Here is a 16,183-nt window from a genome sequence, read left to right as displayed (position 1 = left end):
AGCAAAAGCCCTCTTTTGTCAAACGGCGGCTTTGGTCTGAAAAGACACCAACGAATCCAGCACCTCGCGGGCGTGACCGTTGGGTCGAACCGCCACCCAGCGTTCACGCAAGACCCCGTCCGGATCGATCAGAAAGGTGTGGCGCAGCGAGTACGGCGCCATCCACGACCCGTAGGCCTTGCTCACGGTCCCGTCGGGATCAGACAAAAGGGGGAAGCTCAATCCTTCGCTCTCACAGAAGGATTCATGGTCGTCAACGCTGTCGGCGCTGATGCCGATCACTTCCGCACCGGCCTGAAGGAAGTCGTTGTGAAGGCTTTCGAAGCCCCGGGCTTCGATCGTGCATCCGCCGGTGAAATCCCTTGGATAGAAGTAAACCGCGAGCCAGCGGCCGCGCAGATCACGGCTGCTCCATTGCTTCCGATCGGGTTCGGACTGGCTGGATCCAGGCAGATCGAAATCAGGCACGGTTGTACCCGTTTCCAAAACAACACCCCCGAGGGCCGAAGCCCGCGAGGGTGTGAGCGTCAGAGCTGCAAGGAAAAGGCCGGACTTGACTAGTAATTCCCGCCGATTCACCCGTTCAAGATCTCAGATCTTGGCCAGGTTAATGCCCAGAGACTTGGCGTAGGCTCCCAGACCTTTCTTCTGGATGGTTTTGAGGGCGCGGGTGGTGACACGCAGCTTCACCCAGCGGTTGCCTTCCGCCCACCAGAGACGACGCTGCTGCAGGTTGGCCTGCTGCAGCTTCTTGGTGCGGATGTGGGAATGGCTCACGGCCATGCCGTTGTTGGCGCGAGTACCGGTGAGCTGACACACCCGTGACATGACGATGTCCTTCTACTGAGAGGTTGTTTGGAGCTGAAAAGCCAGTTCCAAACAATCAATTTAGCAAAAGGTCTTCAGGTCAAAGTCCTCTCTGCATCAAGGCACCCATCAATTCAGCGCTGCGGGTCTGGAAACCGGCCAGCTCATTGGGCTCCAGACCCCCGACGCCCAGGCGCGCCATGTCATACAAATGGCGGGCCACATCCTCGGCCAGGCTTGCGGTCGGCGATATGTCCGCCGCTCCCACCAGCACGCCACCGGCACGCAACTTCAGCATCCCCTCCACAAGGGGGTGGCGCCTGTTCACCAGCAGCACGTGATGCTCGGGAAGGCCCGGCAGGCGTTGTTCCATCAAGGCGCCCATGTCGTTCAGCCGGCGCATCTGTTCCGGCAGAAGAATCATGGCCGGCGGTGCCCCCTCGGCTTTCAGGGCCTGCACCTGAACGGTCACCTTGTCGTTGGCGAGGGCCGCTTTGATCAGATCACGCAGTCGGTCTGACTCGGTGGTGCCGTCCTGATCGGTGAGTTCGGCATCGTTGTCCTTCAGGCTTTCGTCCAGTTCCGAGTCGACGCGCTGGAATGTGAGTTCCTCATGGCGATGTTCCAGCCAGGGAATGAACTGGGTGTCGATCACTGTCTCCAGCTTCAGCACTTCCGCGCCCTGGGAGGTCCAGAGGTTGAGCGCACCGGCCTGGGCAACGTCATCGGTGCTGTAGAGCACACGCTTGTTTTGATCCGCGGCCAGTCGGCTGCGGTACCCCTCCAGGGTGGTGAAGGCACGGCCATCGCAGGCGATCGGGTCAGCATCGTCTCCTTCCCCTGCTGCAGCAGTGGTGGCGAACAGGATCAGTTCAGACACCTGTTCGGCGAACTTCTCGTCCTCCATGGCGCCGATCTTCACGAAGGGTGCCAGGGCATCCCAGGCTTCGGCGTAACCCTTGGGATCCTCCTTTTTCAGGTTCCGCAGCCGGTCGGACACTTTCTTGGCGACGAAGTTGCCGATGGAGCGAACGCGTCGGTCGGTTTGCAGAGCACTGCGGCTCACGTTCAGGGGGATATCGGGTGAATCGATCACCCCCCGCAGGGGCAACAGGTAGCGCGGAACGACCTCCTTGATCGAATCGCTGACGAACACCTGGTTGCAGTACAGCTTGATTTCCCCCTTCTCCCAGTCGGCACGTCCGGTCTGCTTGGGGAAGAAAAGAATGCCCTGGAGGTTGTAGGGATAGTCAGTGTTGAGGTGAACCCAGAGCAGGGGATCGCCCTGGAAGGGATAGAGGTAGTGGTACAGGTCGATGTAGTCCTGATCATTCAGATCTCTGGCGCTTTTGCGCCAGGGGGCATCCATCTTGTTGATGGTTTCCCCTTCCAGCTGCACCGGCACTGCCATGAAGTCGCAGTAGGTGTTGATCAGGGTGCGGATCCGAGCCGGTTCGAGATATTCGAGCTCGTCCTCCATCAGATGAAGGATCACATCCGTGCCGGGCTGGTCTTTCTCGGCGGCAGTGAGGCTGAAGTTCGGGGAGCCATCACAGCTCCAGCGCACGGCCTCAGCCTCGGGCCGGGCTGAACGGGTCAGCAGCTCAACCCGATCGGCCACCATGAAGCTGGAATAGAAGCCCAGGCCGAAGTGGCCAATGATGGCGTCGTTTTCCTGCTTGTACTTCTCCAGGAAATCCTCGGCGCTGGAGAAGGCCACCTGGTTGATGTAGCGCTTCACCTCATCGGCGGTCATGCCGATGCCGTTGTCGCTGATGGTGAGCGTTTTGGCTTCGCGATCCACACTGATCCGAATCGCCCCGTCATCCCCTTCACTGCAATCGCCGGCCATCGCCGCCATGCGGCGCTTGCTGATGGCGTCAACGCCATTGCTCACGAGCTCCCGCAGAAACACCTCATGGCCGGAATAAACGGCCTTCTTGATGATCGGGAAAATGTTTTCGGTGTGGATCTGAATCTGACCCTGTTCCTCCAGCACCGTCATTCCTTTGCTGCGAAAAACCAGACATTAGAGACAGGTTTTACCCGGGCTCAACGGCTGTTTCAGGGGGTTCCCCGAACCTTCTTGCCTATGTCCTTTGGTCCAGCTCAGGGCGTCTTCTGCAGGTCGGGGCGCTCTTCAGCGACGATGGCCCCCTCAACGGGACACACCTGCAGGCAGATACCACAATCGATGCAGGTGTCGAAATTGATCCAGTAGAAGTCAGTGCCCTTCTTGTTCTTTCCTTTGCCTTGGTCGATACAGGCCACAGGGCAGGCATCAACGCAATCAGCGATTCCCTCGCAAACGTCAGTGACGATGGAATGAGCCATTGAGGTCCTGCTGCACAGCGGGATCCTAAGGATCGACCCAATCCAGCTGCAGACCACCCTGGGCCTTTGCCTGCTGCTCAGCCTCCTGCTTGGACACCAGGGGTTCCAGGGCCATCACAGCGGTGCGTCCCTGCTCGTGCCAGCCGCGCTGACGCTCCATCGCGGATTCCAGATTCGAAGCCGTCGAAAAAGCAACGAGAACATCGGACTGCTCCTGTTTGGCAGCATCCAGGTCTGAAATCAGTTCGCGGATCGGATCGATCGCGAGGCTGAATCCAGCGCCAAAGGCCCGGTCATCCGTTGCGCCGCAACGGCGCACCAGATCGTCGTAGCGGCCGCCACGGGCAATCACCACCGGTGAACTGCGGCCATCACAGACCAGCTGGAACACCAGGCCGGTGTAGAGCTCGAAATGGGGTTGAAAGGTTGGATCCAGCTGGATCGTCACCGCCTGGGCCTGAGCTGCCGAGGCGAGATGGGCACAGAGGCGCCGCAGCTCATCGAAGACCGGCTGTTCCCCGCGGAGACTGCCGAGCTGCGTCAGCACCTTGTCGGGGGTGCCACGGCAGTCCAACAAGGAGAGCAGCCTGGTCTTCTCATCGTCGGCCAGATCGAAGCCCTCGATGGCCAACCGGTCGAAATCGATCAATGCCGTGCGGATCTGATCACGCAACGCACCGCTGAACGGACGGAGCACCAGATCCATCAGAGCGGTGTGCCCCAGCAACAGCCTTGGTTTCTGGCTGGCCTGCAGCCCCAGGGTCTGAACTGAGGCCATCAGCAGGCTGAGCAGCTCCATCTCCGCTTCGCTGCCACTGACACCGAACAGTTCAACGCCGCTCTGAAGGTTTTCCTCAATGCACTGACCACCCTCATCGGCGGAACGGGTGCGGAACACCGTGCCAGAGGCCCAGAGCCGCAGCGGTCTCTGGCGATCCGCAAATCGGGTGCAGGCGGCTCTGGCGATGGATGCCGTCATCTCCGGGCGCAGCCCGAGGGGGTCATCAGCCACCAGACGAACAATGTCTGAGCTGTCGATGGCACCGCCGGCCATCAGTGTGGCCAGGCGTTCCACCCGTGGTGGTGAGACCTCGTCGTAGCCCCAGAGGCGGTAGACCGACGCCAGACGTTCCGTCAGCTGTCGGTTGGTCTCCACCTGACGTGGATTCAGATCCTTTGCGCCAGCTGCAGGTTGCAGCGCCATCTCACGTCCTCTCGGCCACGCCTCAGGATCCCATGGCCGTGACCTCGGGCGCTCCGAAGGCGGCTCCAGGCAGTGGTTGCACCTGAGACAGCCCCTCGGTGATTGCCGCATGCAGGCTGGCGCCAGCGGCAACGACCCGGCCTTTGGAGAGGTCGAAGGGTCGGTTGCCGTAGCCGGTGACGGTTCCACCGGCCAGATCCACCAACGCCACGCCAGCGGCCAGATCCCAGGGAGACAGGCCCCGTTCCCAATAGCCGTCCTGGCGGCCAGCGGCCACAAAGGCCAGGTCCACCGCTGCAGCACCGCCCCGGCGCACGCCGTGGGTGCGATGGGTGAACCAGCAGAACTCGGCGTAGTTGTTGTCGAGTCGGGTGTGCCGGTCGTAGGCAAACCCGGTGACCAGCAGGGAGTCTTCGAGCCGATCGCAACTGCTGACTTGTAGTGGGCTGTCGTTGCAGAACGCTCCGACCCCCGGTGCCCCCCAATACATCTCTTTCAGAAAGGGCACAGCGATGGCCCCGAGGATGGGCTGCTGGCCCAGGGTGAGTCCGATCGAGGTGGCAAAAAAGGGGTAGCCGTGGGCGAAGTTTGTGGTCCCATCGAGGGGGTCAACACACCACCTCAGGCCGTCCTGCTGACCGGTTGCCCCGCTTTCCTCCGCCAGCACAGCAATCTCAGGGGTTTGCTCCGCCAGCAGCTCCAAGACGATGCGTTCGGCAGCAAGGTCGGCATTGGTGACCAGGTCGCCGATGCGGCCTTTGCTTTCGATGGACGACAGGCGCCCGTAGTGGCGCATCAGTTCCTGACCACCGGCATCGGCCGCTGAGCGGGCCACGCCGACAAGACGCTCCAGATCGCTTGGGCTGAGACCGGCTTCGTGGAAGGCACGGGTGCAGATCGATTCCGGCATGTTCACTCCTCCTCGAGGGGGATGCGAGCAGTAACGCGCCCTTTGCCGAAGTGGCGACCGAACTGGAGCTCGTACACCTCATCCTCATCCTGGGTTTCAGCCTCCAGGGGCCCAATGGCGCGGGCCACGCAGAGCAGGCCATAGCCTTTGTCCCTCAGCTCTCGCGACAGACCCATGGCTTCGCGCTGGTCGAGGCTGCCGCTCTGCACGCGAACGGCGCACTCTGTGCAGCATCCGTTTCTGCAGGAGAAAGGAAGTGGGTCACCCTGCTCTTCGAAGCTGTGAAGGATGTAGTCCCCTTCAGGCACGTCGTGGGTGATGGTGCGACCCTCCTGGCGCCAGTGAATCGTGATCCTGTGGCTGGGACGCATCAAGGTCTGCTGGCAGTGCCCTGCTACATTCTCACCTGCCCCATTTAGCCGGTGGAGAGCTGGCCGAGTGGTCGAAGGCGCAGCACTGGAAATGCTGTATAGGGGCAACTCTATCGAGGGTTCGAATCCCTCGCTCTCCGCTTCTCCGGTCCGTCAGGACCGGATTTTTTTTGCCCATCTCGGGGCTTAAGGCCCAATCACGGCCCTGCTCGGGCCGGCTCGGCGATCAGCCGAAACGACCGGAGACGTAGTCCTGGGTGGCCTGCTGTTGGGGGGCGTTGAAGATCTTGTCGGTCTCGTTGAATTCCACGAGGTAACCCACCTTTCCGGTTCCGCCTTCAACGGCCTCTGCGTTGTAGAAGGCGGTCATGTCGCTGACGCGAACGGCCTGCTGCATGTTGTGGGTGACGATCACGATGGTGAAGCTCTTCTTGAGCTCATGCATCGTCTCCTCGATCTTCAGCGTTGAGATGGGATCAAGAGCTGAGCAGGGCTCATCCATGAGGATGACCTCTGGCTGAATCGCGATCGTGCGCGCGATGCAGAGGCGCTGCTGCTGTCCGCCGGAGAGCGAATACCCGCTTTCATTCAGCTTGTCTTTGCACTCATCCCAAACCGCCGCCTGGCGGAGGGAACGCTCAACAAGCTCATCCATGTCTCCGGTGTAGCCATTGATGCGAGCGCCAAAGGCGATGTTTTCGTAGATGCTTTTCGGGAATGGGTTGGGTTGTTGGAACACCATTCCGATCCGGCGGCGCACCTCCACGGGATCAATCCTGGGCCCGTAGAGGTCTACTCCTCCAAACAGGATGCTTCCCTTCAGTGAGCAGCCTTCGATCAGATCGTTCATCCGATTCAATGAACGAAGCACCGTGGACTTTCCACAGCCGGATGGGCCAATGAAGGCTGTCACCTTGCCGCGGGGAATCTCGCAGTACACGTTTTTGACGGCTTCGAAATTGCCGTAGCTGATCGTGACGTTCTGCAGGGACAGGGCGACGTCTGAGTTGTGGGACTCGGTGGCTTGAGGCTGTTGAAGAGTCGTCATTGTTTTATGTAGAAAAAGGTTTATTTGGCAGCAAATTGCGCCAGCCAGCGAGAGAAGAGATTCAGGGCCAGGATCATCACCACGAGCACAAACGATGCGGCCCACGCCAGCTCGTTGTGAAATTCGTAGGGCATGATCGCGAAGTTGTAGATCATCACCGAGAGGGTCGCGATTGGAGCGAAGATCCCTTCCGGCGTGAGCAGATCTGACCAGAACGGTGAGAACAGAGCGGTGAAAATCAAGGGAGCTGTTTCCCCTGCTGCTCGGGCGATGCCCAGCACAACTCCTGTGGCTATCGGGGTTAATGCGGCAGGCAGAGTGATTCGAACAACGGTGACGAACCGGGATGCCCCCACGCCGAGGGCGCCACGCCGGAGATCGTCGGGCACCAGCTTCAGACCTTCATCAGTGGTTTTGATCACTGTTGGAAGCATCAGCACCGCCAGTGCCATGCCACCGGCCACGGCGCTGTAGGCGTTTCCGAAAAGGATTCGACTGGTAACGATCGTGCCGTAGATGAAAACGCCGGCGATGATCGATGGCACCCCGGCCAGCACATTGGTGCCGAAGCGGATGAACTGAGCGAACCATCCCGAACGGGAGTATTCAGCCAGAAAAACTCCGCCGCCGACGCCCACCGGAACGGCGATCAGTGCAGCGATGGCCGTCACCACCAGCGTTCCAACGATTGCATTGGCGATGCCGCCGTCTTCGAGGCCTGGCGGTGGTGGGAGTTGCGTCAGCAGGGCCAGGCTGATCTTGCTGCCCCCCTGCACGAGCACGTAGCCCAGCACAAGGATCAGGGGCAGAACAGCAATCGCGGCAAACAGGGCTGCCAGAAACGAGAGCGCCCTGCTGCTGATGTTTCTGCGTTGAAAGGGTTTGTAGCTGAGGTCAGAAGCTGACTCAACCTTGTTGTTGGTGAGCGTCTGTGTCATGTCAGTACTTCAGGCTCAAACGCTTCACGATCCACTGGGCAAAAATATTCACGCACAGGGTGAGAACAATCAGCACGAACGCTGCGTACATCAGTGATGACACCTGGGAGCCATCCGCCTCACCAAATTGATTGGCCAGCATCGCTGCGATGGTGTTGCCAGGGGCCAGCAGCGAAACGCTGAAGTTGTTGGAATTTCCGATGATCATGGTCACGGCCATGGTTTCGCCCATGGCTCGGCCCAAGGCCAACATCACACCACCAATGATTCCGGAAATCGCTGCCGGGAGAATCACATTGATGATGGCTCCCCAGCGGGTTGTGCCCACCCCATAGGCCGCCTGTCGCAGTTGCGGCGGAACCTGATTTAGGCAATCACGGGAGATCGCCGTGATGATCGGCAGGATCATCACCACCAGGATCAATACTGCGGGAATGGTGCCAGGACCCATCGGTGGGGTGCTGAACAGGGGGAACCAATTGAACAGCTGATAAAGAAGTTCCAGCCCAGGCCTGATGAACGGTTCCATCACAAAAATGGCCCAGAGGCCAAGCACCACCGATGGAATCGCCGCGAGCAGTTCCACCATCAGGCCGATCACTTCCCTGATCCGCTTGGGAATGATGTTTTCGGTGATGAAAATGGCTGTGCCAACACCGAGGGGCACCGCGATCATCAACGCGAGCAGTGACGTGATCAAGGTGCCGTAGATCGCGGCTCCGGCCCCGTACTGATCGTCCACGGGATTCCAGTCTGAGGTGACCAGAAATTGCCATCCGTAGCGGGCCATGGAATCCAGGCTCCCCTGGAAAACCACCACAAGGATTGAGAACAGAATGATCGCCACAACGGAGGCCATGGCGATGGCGAGATTTCTGAAACTGATGTCCACCAGCTTTTCCGCTGGTGGACGGCTTCGGAGCAAGTAACGACTGTCCGGGTCGGACATGCATCCAATGGCGCGCCCTTACAACGTATGACCCGAACCGTTTGGGGGCATTAACAACCGCTTAAGGGAGGGACTGGAGCCGGTTTGAACCTGCCGTTAGCGTGGGGATCAAGTTTTCAGGGATATGGGGCGGATCGTCGGAATCGATCTGGGGACCACCAATTCGGTTGTCGCTGTGCTGGAGGCAGGTCGTCCCCACGTGATCGCCAATGCCGAGGGCGGCCGAACCACCCCATCCGTTGTCGGATACACCAAGGATCAGGAACTGTTGGTGGGTCAGCTGGCCCGGCGCCAGCTGGTTCTCAGCCCCCGCAACACCTTCTCGAACCTGAAGCGGTTCGTCGGCCGGGACTGGGACGAGCTGGAGGACAGCAGCCTGTCGGTTCCCTACACGGTGCGTGCCAACGACCAGGGGCAGGTTCGGGTGCCCTGTCCGGTGACCGAGCGGGAATACGCGCCCGAAGAACTGGTGGCCAGCATCATTCGCAAGCTTGTCGATGACGCGTCCACCTATTTGGGTGAACCGGTGGAAGCGGCGGTGGTGACCGTGCCCGCTTACTTCAACGACGCACAGCGCCAGGCCACCCGTGACGCCGGACGGCTGGCGGGAATCTCGGTGGAGCGCATCCTCAATGAGCCCACCGCAGCTGCTCTGGCCTATGGCTTTGACCGCAGCGCCGTCAAACGGGTCCTGGTCTTCGACCTTGGTGGCGGCACCTTTGACGTGTCGCTGCTGCGCATCGCCAACGGCGTTTTTGATGTCAAGGCGACGAACGGCGACACGCAACTCGGCGGCAACGATTTTGATCAACGCATCGTCAACTGGCTTGCCGATGCCTTTGAAGAGGAGCACAAGGTTGATCTGCGCCGCGATCGCCAGGCCCTGCAGCGGTTGACGGAAGCGGCTGAGAAGGCGAAGCAGGAACTCTCCGGCGTGCTGAGCACCCCGATTTCGCTTCCCTTCATTGCCACCGGCAGCGATGGTCCGCTGCACATCGAAACCCGCCTGGACCGCGCCACCTTCGAAGGGCTCTGCCCCGATCTGCTGGATCGTCTGCTGAGTCCTGTCCAGGCAGCGCTGCGCGACTCAGGCTGGTCAGCTGACGACATCGATGACGTCGTTCTGGTGGGTGGTGCCACGCGGATGCCGATGGTTCAGCAATTGGTGCGCACCCTCGTGCCGATCGATCCCTGCCAATCGGTGAATCCCGATGAGGTGGTGGCCATCGGTGCTGCGGTTCAAGCCGGAATCCTCACCGGTGAACTCAGGGATCTGCTGCTGAACGACGTCACCCCCCTGTCGTTGGGATTGGAGACCATCGGCGGATTGATGAAGGTGCTGATTCCCCGCAACACACCGATCCCCGTGCGTCAGTCCGATGTGTTCAGCACCTCGGAAGCCAATCAGTCGTCCGTGGAAATTCATGTCTGGCAAGGGGAGCGCCAGATGGCGACGGATAACAAATCCCTCGGTCGTTTCCGTCTCTCCGGCATTCCACCCGCCCCGCGGGGGGTGCCCCAGGTGCAGGTGGCCTTCGACATCGATGCCAATGGCCTGCTGCAGGTCAGTGCCACCGACCGCACCACCGGCCGCAAGCAGTCGGTGTCGATTCAGGGCGGCTCGAACCTCAATGAGGAGGATGTGACCGCTCTGCTGGCGGAAGCGGAGGCGAGGGCTGATGAGGACAGGCGCAAACGCAACCAGATCGAGCGCCGTAACCGGGCTCAGACACTGCTTGCCCAGGCGGAACGGCGGCTGCGGGATGCCTCGCTTGAGCTGGGGCCCTATGGCGCTGAACGGCAGCAACGGGCCGTTGAAATGGCCATGCGGGACGTGCAGGACTGCCTCGCCAATGACGACCTCCAGGAGCTTGATCTCTGCGTGAGTGGTCTCGAGGAGGCGTTGTTCGGGCTGAACCGCCGGCTGTCGGCGGAACGTCAGGCCGATGGCAGCCCGCTTCAGGGGATCCGCAACACCCTGGGCTCCCTCAAGGATGAGCTGTTTGCCGATGACTGGGATGACGACCCCTGGGGTCCCCCCAGCCGTCCGGGTGACCGTGGCCGTGGTCTGAGCCGGCGTGACCCTGCACCTTGGGACGATGACATCTACCGCTGAGCCTGATTACTGGTCTCTGCTGGGGGTTGATTCCGACTGCACGGATCAGCAACTAAAACGGGCCTTTCGCCGGGAGGCGCGCCGCTGGCACCCCGATCTCAACAGCAACGATCCCGTTGCTGAGGAGCGCTTCAAGTTGGTCAATGAGGCCTATGCGGTCCTCAGCGATCCCCGCCGCCGTGAGGCCTGGCAGAGAGGGGGTGGCTCCCGTGCGGATGTTGCCGACCCCTTTGCCCAGGGCTTCCCTGATTTTGAGGATTATCTCGACGTGATCTTCGGCGGTGGAACAGGACGTTCCTCCGTTGAGGTTGAAGACGAGCCCGATCCCCCCTTCCGCGGTGATGTCGCCAGTGGTGATAACGCCAGCCGGGAAGCCAGAGGCCATGAACCTCCGGTGTCGGCACCGCCGCCGCCGCCGCCGGTGCGTGCCGTGGAAGATCTCGAGTCGGTGGTTCATCTCACTCCGGATCAGGCTCTCCAAGGAACCGTTGTGGAACTGACGCTCGACGACGGCACGGTCATCGAGCTGAACACGCCCCCCTTTGCTGGGGATGGCTGGCGTCTGCGGCTTGAGGGCGTTGCCCCTGGCGGCCGTGATCATTTCCTGCAGCTCCGGGTCGTGACCGATGACGGCCTGCGGATTGATGGTCTGCGGGTGCTCTACAAGCTGATGCTGTTCCCACCGGATGCAGCCCTCGGTTGCGCTGTGGATGTGCCGACCTTGGATGGCCCTGTGACGCTGCAAGTTCCTCCAGGCTCATCCAGTGGACGTTTGCTGCGGCTGCGGGGGCGCGGGCTGCAGCTGGATGACGAGCGGGGTGACCAGTTGGTGGAGATCGTTGTGGTGATTCCGTCGGATCTGGGTGATGCGGAACGGGCCCTCTACCGACGTCTTCAGGAACTGGCGAGCGAATCCAAGCAGGGTGGTTGACGATGGGTGAGACTCCGGTCCGGTTGATCTGACGGTTTTCCCGATGCGCGTCCACGTCCTGCTCTTTGATGCCGGTACGGATAGCGAAGGCATCCACTCGCTTGAAATCGCCGGACGAACCGTTGTTCTGCTGTTTGAGAACCCCGACGATGCCGAGCGTTATGCCGGTCTTCTGGAGGCCCAGGACTTTCCGGTTCCGACGGTGGAGGCCCTCGATCGGGAAGATGTGGATCTGTTCTGCCGTGAGGCTGGCTACGAGGCTCGGCTGATCGAGTCGGGTTTTGTGCCCAGCAATGACGAGGAGCGTCTTTTCATGGCGCCGCCCCAGAGCAACCGCGATGTGAGCAACTGGAAGGACGACACGCTTTCGAACGACCCGGTTTCGAACGAGGCTGTTTCTGACGGCGGTGTGGCAGAGCAGCAAGGCGTTGAGCCCGCGCGCCAGGGATTGGAGACCGAACCGGAATCGAATCCTGAACTGGATGAGCTGCGTCGGCGCCTGGAAGGTCTGCTCTGAGCCGTGGCCGTGTTCCACCCCGATCTGCAGCCCTCCAGCGACCGCGGCCACCTGCTCACCGAGCAGAGCAACCGGCGCAGTTCATGCCTGGATCAGCTCGACACCCTGGCGCTGGTGGAGTTGTTTGCAGACGAGGATCGTCGCCCCCAGGAAGCTGTCGCCGCGGTGGCCCCGGCGCTAGCCCAGGCGGTTGATGCCGTTGCCGAGCGCCTCCGTGCCGGAGGCCGGCTCTTTTATCTGGGTGCTGGCACCTCCGGACGGCTGGGGGTGTTGGATGCCGCGGAATGTCCGCCCACCTTCTGCAGTGATCCCAAACAGGTTCAGGGGGTTCTCGCTGGTGGCTCCGCAGCGTTGCTGCGCAGCTCGGAAGGGCTTGAGGACATTGAGGCCGCCGGACGTGCGGATCTCGAGGAGAGGGGCTTCTGCGCCAAGGATTGCCTGGTGGGCATCGCCGCAGGCGGCACCACCCCCTACGTGCGCGGTGGGCTGGCGTTCGCCAAAAGCATCGGAGCCCTCGCCATCGCCATGGCCTGTGTTCCGAAGGGGCAGGCTCCCCTGCCCTGCGACATCGACATCCGCCTGCTCACGGGCCCTGAGCTGCTGACGGGATCCACCCGGATGAAGGCTGGAACCGCCACAAAACTGGCCTTAAACACCCTCTCCACCGCCGTGATGGTGAAGCTGGGCAAGGTCTACGGCAACCGCATGGTGGATGTGGCCGCCAGCAACAGCAAGCTGGTGGACCGGTCATTGCGGATCCTGCGGGATCTTGCCGGTGTGGAGCGGGAGCGGGGGCTGACGCTGCTGGAGGAGGCCGGCGGATCGGTGAAACTCGCCCTGTTGATGGCCGCTGCAGCCTTGTCGGTGGACCAGGCCAAGGCTCTTCTGCAGCAGCACAACCAACAGCTGCGGCCTGCCTTGGCCGCCTGCGGCGCTCAGCTGGCGGAAGCCTGATCGAACGGTCCCCAGTAGGGGGCGGTGAACAGATCAAGGTTGGACCGGGTCTGTTCCGGGACTTGATCTTTGGGGGTGATCAGGGCATTGGCGAGGGCTGTGTGGGCTGGCGAGGCGGGAGGGTCCTGTTTGAGCCGCTGCATCAATCCACTCAGGATCGGTTCGGTGGCTGAGGCATTGGCCTGAAGGTTGCCGATCACCATCTCCACTGAGACGGCGTCGTGATCCTCATGCCAGCAGTCGAAGTCGGTGACCATGCTCAGGGAGGCATAGGCCAGTTCGGCTTCCCGGGCCAGACGGGCTTCGGTGTGATTGGTCATACCGATCACCGAACAATCCCAGGAGCGGTAGAGCTTGCTTTCGGCGCGGGTGGAGAAGACGGGGCCCTCCATGCAGAGATAGGTGCCACCGCGGTGCAGCCGTCGACCCTCCGGCAACCCCTGTTCAGCGGCATCGGCCAACAGGGCACTCAAATTGGGGCAGAAGGGGTCCGCAAGGCTGACGTGGGCCACGCAGCCGTTGCCGAAGAAACTGGCGGGCCGGTCACGGGTGCGGTCGATGAACTGATCGGGCACGACCATGTCGCGCGGCTGCAGATCCTCCTGCAGTGACCCCACCGCCGAGAGCGAGATCAGCCAGCGCACTCCCAGTGAACGCATGGCCCAGATGTTGGCCCGGTAGGGCACTTCACTGGGAAGCAGATGGTGATGGCGGCCGTGGCGGGCCAGGAAGACGGTTTTGACGCCCTCGAGCTCTCCCAGGCGCAGTTGATCGGATGGTGCCCCGAAGGGTGTGTCGACCGTGCGTTCCTCCACCTGGCGCAAGCCGGGGATCGAATAGAGGCCGCTGCCGCCGATCACACCGACGCGGGCTTGGGAGAGGTCGGGCATGGTCGGCGTCTCTTTACACTCCAATTTTGCTCGCGCCACCATGACCAAGGCCTTGATGGACACTGAAGCAGGCCTGATCGAGCTCGAGCTGTTCGAAGCCGATGCCCCGAACACCGTGGCCAACTTCGTAAAGCTGGCCAAGGATGGCTTCTACGACGGTCTGGCCTTTCACCGCGTCATCCCCGGCTTCATGGCCCAGGGGGGATGCCCCAACAGCCGTGAAGGCGCCCGCGGCATGGCCGGTACCGGCGGTCCCGGCTACCAGATCGATTGCGAGATCAACCAGCAGAAGCACCAGGCCGGCACCCTGGCCATGGCCCATGCCGGTCGCAACACCGGCGGCTCGCAGTTCTACATCTGCCATGAGGCCCAGCCTCACCTCGATGGCGTGCACACCGTGTTCGGCCACACCGGCAACATGGACGTGGTGCTGAAGCTGGCCAACGGCTCCAAGATCAACAAAGTGACGATCCAGGAAGGCTGATCAGCTCCGGGTCCAATGCAGCAGTGACGGGCCGTTTTCGAGCAGTCCGTCACTGCCCAGGTTGATCAACTCGTTGAGTTGATGCTCCACCCGTTCCAGGGTCTGTGGCGGGTGCAATGCCATCCGCTCCGTGGGAACCCGCATCAGACCCACGCGCTCGGTGGCCGCCAGGGCCGCCAGGCTCTTGAGCAGGGGGGTTGAATCGGCGCCGTCGGGAATCAGTTTCCAGACGAATTGCGGTCGATCCCACAGCGCTAACAAGCGGGGTTCATGCAGGGCCTCAAGGCTGAAGCCATGGCGCTGAGCGATGGCTTCCACTTCCTGGCGAATTGTGGGCCAGCTTTCGGGGCCCACGTTCACCGCTAGGGCCAGCACCACACATGGACTCTCAGATTCGAACAAATGCCCGAGCTTCTCCCGCTTGGCCGCCAGGTAGTCGGCGTTGTGGGCACCGGGGTCCATCACCAGCGGCACCCGCTCCTCCACCTGCAGGCCATAGCCGCCGAGGCCGGCGATTTTGCGGGGGTTGTTGGTGAGCAACCGCAGCCGATGGATGCCGAGGTCGGAGAGGATCTGTGCGCCGACGCCGTAGTTGCGCAGATCCGCCGGGAAGCCAAGCCGCTCGTTGGCTTCAACGGTGTCGAGCCCGGCTTCCTGGAGGCTGTAGGCCTTCAATTTGTTGATCAGGCCGATGCCCCGCCCTTCCTGGCGCAGATAAACAACCACTCCCTCGCCTTCCGCTTCGATCTGGCGCAGGGCCGCCTCCAGCTGGGGCCGGCAGTCGCAGCGCAGTGAGCCGAAGGCATCGCCGGTGAGGCATTCGGAATGCATGCGCACCAGCACGGGTTCGCTCAGGGCATTGGGCTCACCCTTGATCAGGGCAACGTGTTCAGAGCCATCCAGTTCGTTGCGGTAGCCCACCGCCTGAAAGCTGCCGAAGCGGCTGGGCATCTGGGCCTGGGCCATGCGGCGAACGAAGCGCTCGTTCTCCAGCCGGTAGCGGATCAGGTCAGCAATGCTGATCAGCTTCAGCCCCCAGCGATCGGCGTAACTGCGCAGCTCCGGCAAGCGGGCCATGGAGCCATCGCTGTTCTGGATTTCACAGATCACTCCGGAGGGGCTGAGGCCCGCCAGCTGAGACAGATCCACAGCGGCTTCGGTGTGACCGGCCCGTTTGAGCACGCCGCCGGGACGGGCGCGAAGGGGAAAGATGTGCCCAGGGCGGCGCAGTTCCGCTGGCCGTGTGGCTGGGTTGAGCGCCACCTGAATCGTGGCGGCCCGGTCTTCGGCGGAGATGCCGGTGGTCACCCCATGCTCGATGCCGGCATCGATGCTCACGGTGAAGGCCGTCTCGTTGGCATCGGTGTTGCGGTCCACCATCAGCGGCAGATCCAGTTCGTCCAGCCGCTGTCCCTCCATGGCCAGACAGATCAGGCCCCGTGCCTCGGTGGCCATGAAGTTGATCGCTTCCGGGGTGGCGAACTGGGCCGCGCAGATCAGATCGCCTTCGTTCTCCCGTTGTTCGTCGTCCACCACGACAACGCATTCCCCATTGCGGATCGCCGCCAGGGCGTCGCTGATGGCATCAAACGCGATCGGTTCATTCGCGGGGTCAAGGGAACTGGGGTTCAGGAGCCTGGTCGCCGGGAGATGACTTCATTATTGATCTCTGTACGATCGACCGTTGGCTGGTTGGTTCAATGGCAGGCAGGACAACGTCGGCGGTTGAA

Annotated in this window: 17 protein-coding genes and 1 tRNA gene; 6 read left to right on the top strand and 12 right to left on the bottom strand. The window is 61.8% G+C overall.

What is annotated here, in order from left to right; genetic code table 11:
• Positions 1-18 precede the first annotated feature (18 nt).
• From DXY33_RS09590 to DXY33_RS09560, 7 genes are all read right to left on the bottom strand, one after another.
• A complete protein-coding gene (locus DXY33_RS09590; RefSeq protein WP_114989244.1) occupies positions 19-579 on the bottom strand; it encodes a peroxiredoxin in 561 nt (186 codons plus the stop codon).
• Between the two features lie 12 nt (positions 580-591).
• A complete protein-coding gene (rpmB, locus tag DXY33_RS09585; RefSeq protein ID WP_006850205.1) occupies positions 592-828 on the bottom strand; it encodes a 50S ribosomal protein L28 in 237 nt (78 codons plus the stop codon).
• 79 nt (positions 829-907) lie between these two features.
• A complete protein-coding gene (gene htpG, locus DXY33_RS09580; RefSeq protein WP_115132672.1) occupies positions 908-2,812 on the bottom strand; it encodes a molecular chaperone HtpG in 1,905 nt (634 codons plus the stop codon).
• Between the two features lie 104 nt (positions 2,813-2,916).
• Positions 2,917-3,141 (bottom strand): ferredoxin family protein, encoded by a 225-nt coding sequence (locus DXY33_RS09575; RefSeq protein ID WP_006851587.1) that lies wholly within the window; start codon positions 3,139-3,141, stop codon positions 2,917-2,919.
• Positions 3,142-3,166: 25 nt separating this feature from the next.
• Positions 3,167-4,345 carry an ATP phosphoribosyltransferase regulatory subunit gene (locus DXY33_RS09570; RefSeq protein WP_115132671.1) on the bottom strand — a complete coding sequence of 393 codons (1,179 nt, stop codon included), beginning with the start codon at positions 4,343-4,345 and terminating at the stop codon, positions 3,167-3,169.
• Positions 4,346-4,367: 22 nt separating this feature from the next.
• Positions 4,368-5,255, bottom strand: coding sequence for an inositol monophosphatase family protein (locus DXY33_RS09565; RefSeq protein WP_115132670.1), 888 nt, complete (start codon positions 5,253-5,255; stop codon positions 4,368-4,370).
• Positions 5,256-5,257: 2 nt separating this feature from the next.
• Positions 5,258-5,626 (bottom strand): 2Fe-2S iron-sulfur cluster-binding protein, encoded by a 369-nt coding sequence (locus tag DXY33_RS09560; RefSeq protein WP_115132669.1) that lies wholly within the window; start codon positions 5,624-5,626, stop codon positions 5,258-5,260.
• 53 nt (positions 5,627-5,679) lie between these two features.
• Between DXY33_RS09560 and DXY33_RS09555 the strand changes: the two genes are divergently transcribed.
• Positions 5,680-5,766, top strand: a tRNA-Ser gene (locus DXY33_RS09555).
• 86 nt (positions 5,767-5,852) lie between these two features.
• Here DXY33_RS09555 and pstB read toward each other — a convergent pair.
• From pstB to pstC, 3 genes are read right to left on the bottom strand one after another with little or no spacing between them, the layout of a single operon-like run.
• Positions 5,853-6,674 (bottom strand): phosphate ABC transporter ATP-binding protein PstB, encoded by an 822-nt coding sequence (gene pstB, locus DXY33_RS09550; RefSeq protein ID WP_115132668.1) that lies wholly within the window; start codon positions 6,672-6,674, stop codon positions 5,853-5,855.
• Positions 6,675-6,694: 20 nt separating this feature from the next.
• Positions 6,695-7,612: a phosphate ABC transporter permease PstA gene (pstA, locus tag DXY33_RS09545; protein WP_115132667.1), complete on the bottom strand. Its 918-nt coding sequence runs from the start codon at positions 7,610-7,612 to the stop codon at positions 6,695-6,697.
• A 1-nt stretch (position 7,613) separates the two neighbouring features.
• Entirely contained in the window at positions 7,614-8,561 is a 948-nt protein-coding gene (gene pstC / locus DXY33_RS09540) for a phosphate ABC transporter permease subunit PstC (RefSeq protein WP_115132666.1), read from the bottom strand.
• A 124-nt stretch (positions 8,562-8,685) separates the two neighbouring features.
• Here pstC and dnaK point away from each other — a divergent pair, with 124 nt between their 5' ends.
• Genes dnaK through murQ form a run of 4 tightly spaced genes read left to right on the top strand, consistent with a single transcriptional unit; the run spans position 8,686 to position 13,079 of the window.
• Positions 8,686-10,677, top strand: coding sequence for a molecular chaperone DnaK (gene dnaK / locus DXY33_RS09535; RefSeq protein WP_115132665.1), 1,992 nt, complete (start codon positions 8,686-8,688; stop codon positions 10,675-10,677).
• Positions 10,661-11,608: a DnaJ domain-containing protein gene (locus DXY33_RS09530; RefSeq protein ID WP_115132664.1), complete on the top strand. Its 948-nt coding sequence runs from the start codon at positions 10,661-10,663 to the stop codon at positions 11,606-11,608. The genes dnaK and DXY33_RS09530 overlap by 17 nt, the downstream gene beginning before the upstream one ends.
• 43 nt (positions 11,609-11,651) lie before the next feature.
• Positions 11,652-12,125 (top strand): DUF3110 domain-containing protein, encoded by a 474-nt coding sequence (locus DXY33_RS09525; protein WP_115132663.1) that lies wholly within the window; start codon positions 11,652-11,654, stop codon positions 12,123-12,125.
• Between the two features lie 3 nt (positions 12,126-12,128).
• Complete coding sequence (murQ, locus tag DXY33_RS09520) at positions 12,129-13,079, top strand: N-acetylmuramic acid 6-phosphate etherase (RefSeq protein WP_115132662.1); 951 nt, start codon at positions 12,129-12,131, stop codon at positions 13,077-13,079.
• On the opposite strand, the gene mtnP is transcribed toward murQ, so the two are convergent.
• A complete protein-coding gene (gene mtnP, locus DXY33_RS09515; protein ID WP_371634764.1) occupies positions 13,061-14,011 on the bottom strand; it encodes an S-methyl-5'-thioadenosine phosphorylase in 951 nt (316 codons plus the stop codon). The two genes, murQ and mtnP, sit on opposite strands and share 19 nt — an antisense overlap.
• On the opposite strand from mtnP, the gene DXY33_RS09510 reads away from it, so the two are divergent.
• Positions 14,010-14,453: a peptidylprolyl isomerase gene (locus DXY33_RS09510; protein WP_114989232.1), complete on the top strand. Its 444-nt coding sequence runs from the start codon at positions 14,010-14,012 to the stop codon at positions 14,451-14,453. The two genes, mtnP and DXY33_RS09510, sit on opposite strands and share 2 nt — an antisense overlap.
• Here DXY33_RS09510 and ribBA read toward each other — a convergent pair whose 3' ends face one another.
• Positions 14,454-16,049, bottom strand: coding sequence for a bifunctional 3,4-dihydroxy-2-butanone-4-phosphate synthase/GTP cyclohydrolase II (gene ribBA, locus DXY33_RS09505; protein WP_115132660.1), 1,596 nt, complete (start codon positions 16,047-16,049; stop codon positions 14,454-14,456).
• Positions 16,050-16,183: the final 134 nt, after the last annotated feature.

The organism is Synechococcus sp. N26, assembly GCF_900473975.1.
GTDB lineage: Bacteria > Cyanobacteriota > Cyanobacteriia > PCC-6307 > Cyanobiaceae > Parasynechococcus.
Note: the sequence above shows the minus strand (reverse complement) of the source record. Positions and strands in the feature narration are given on the sequence as shown.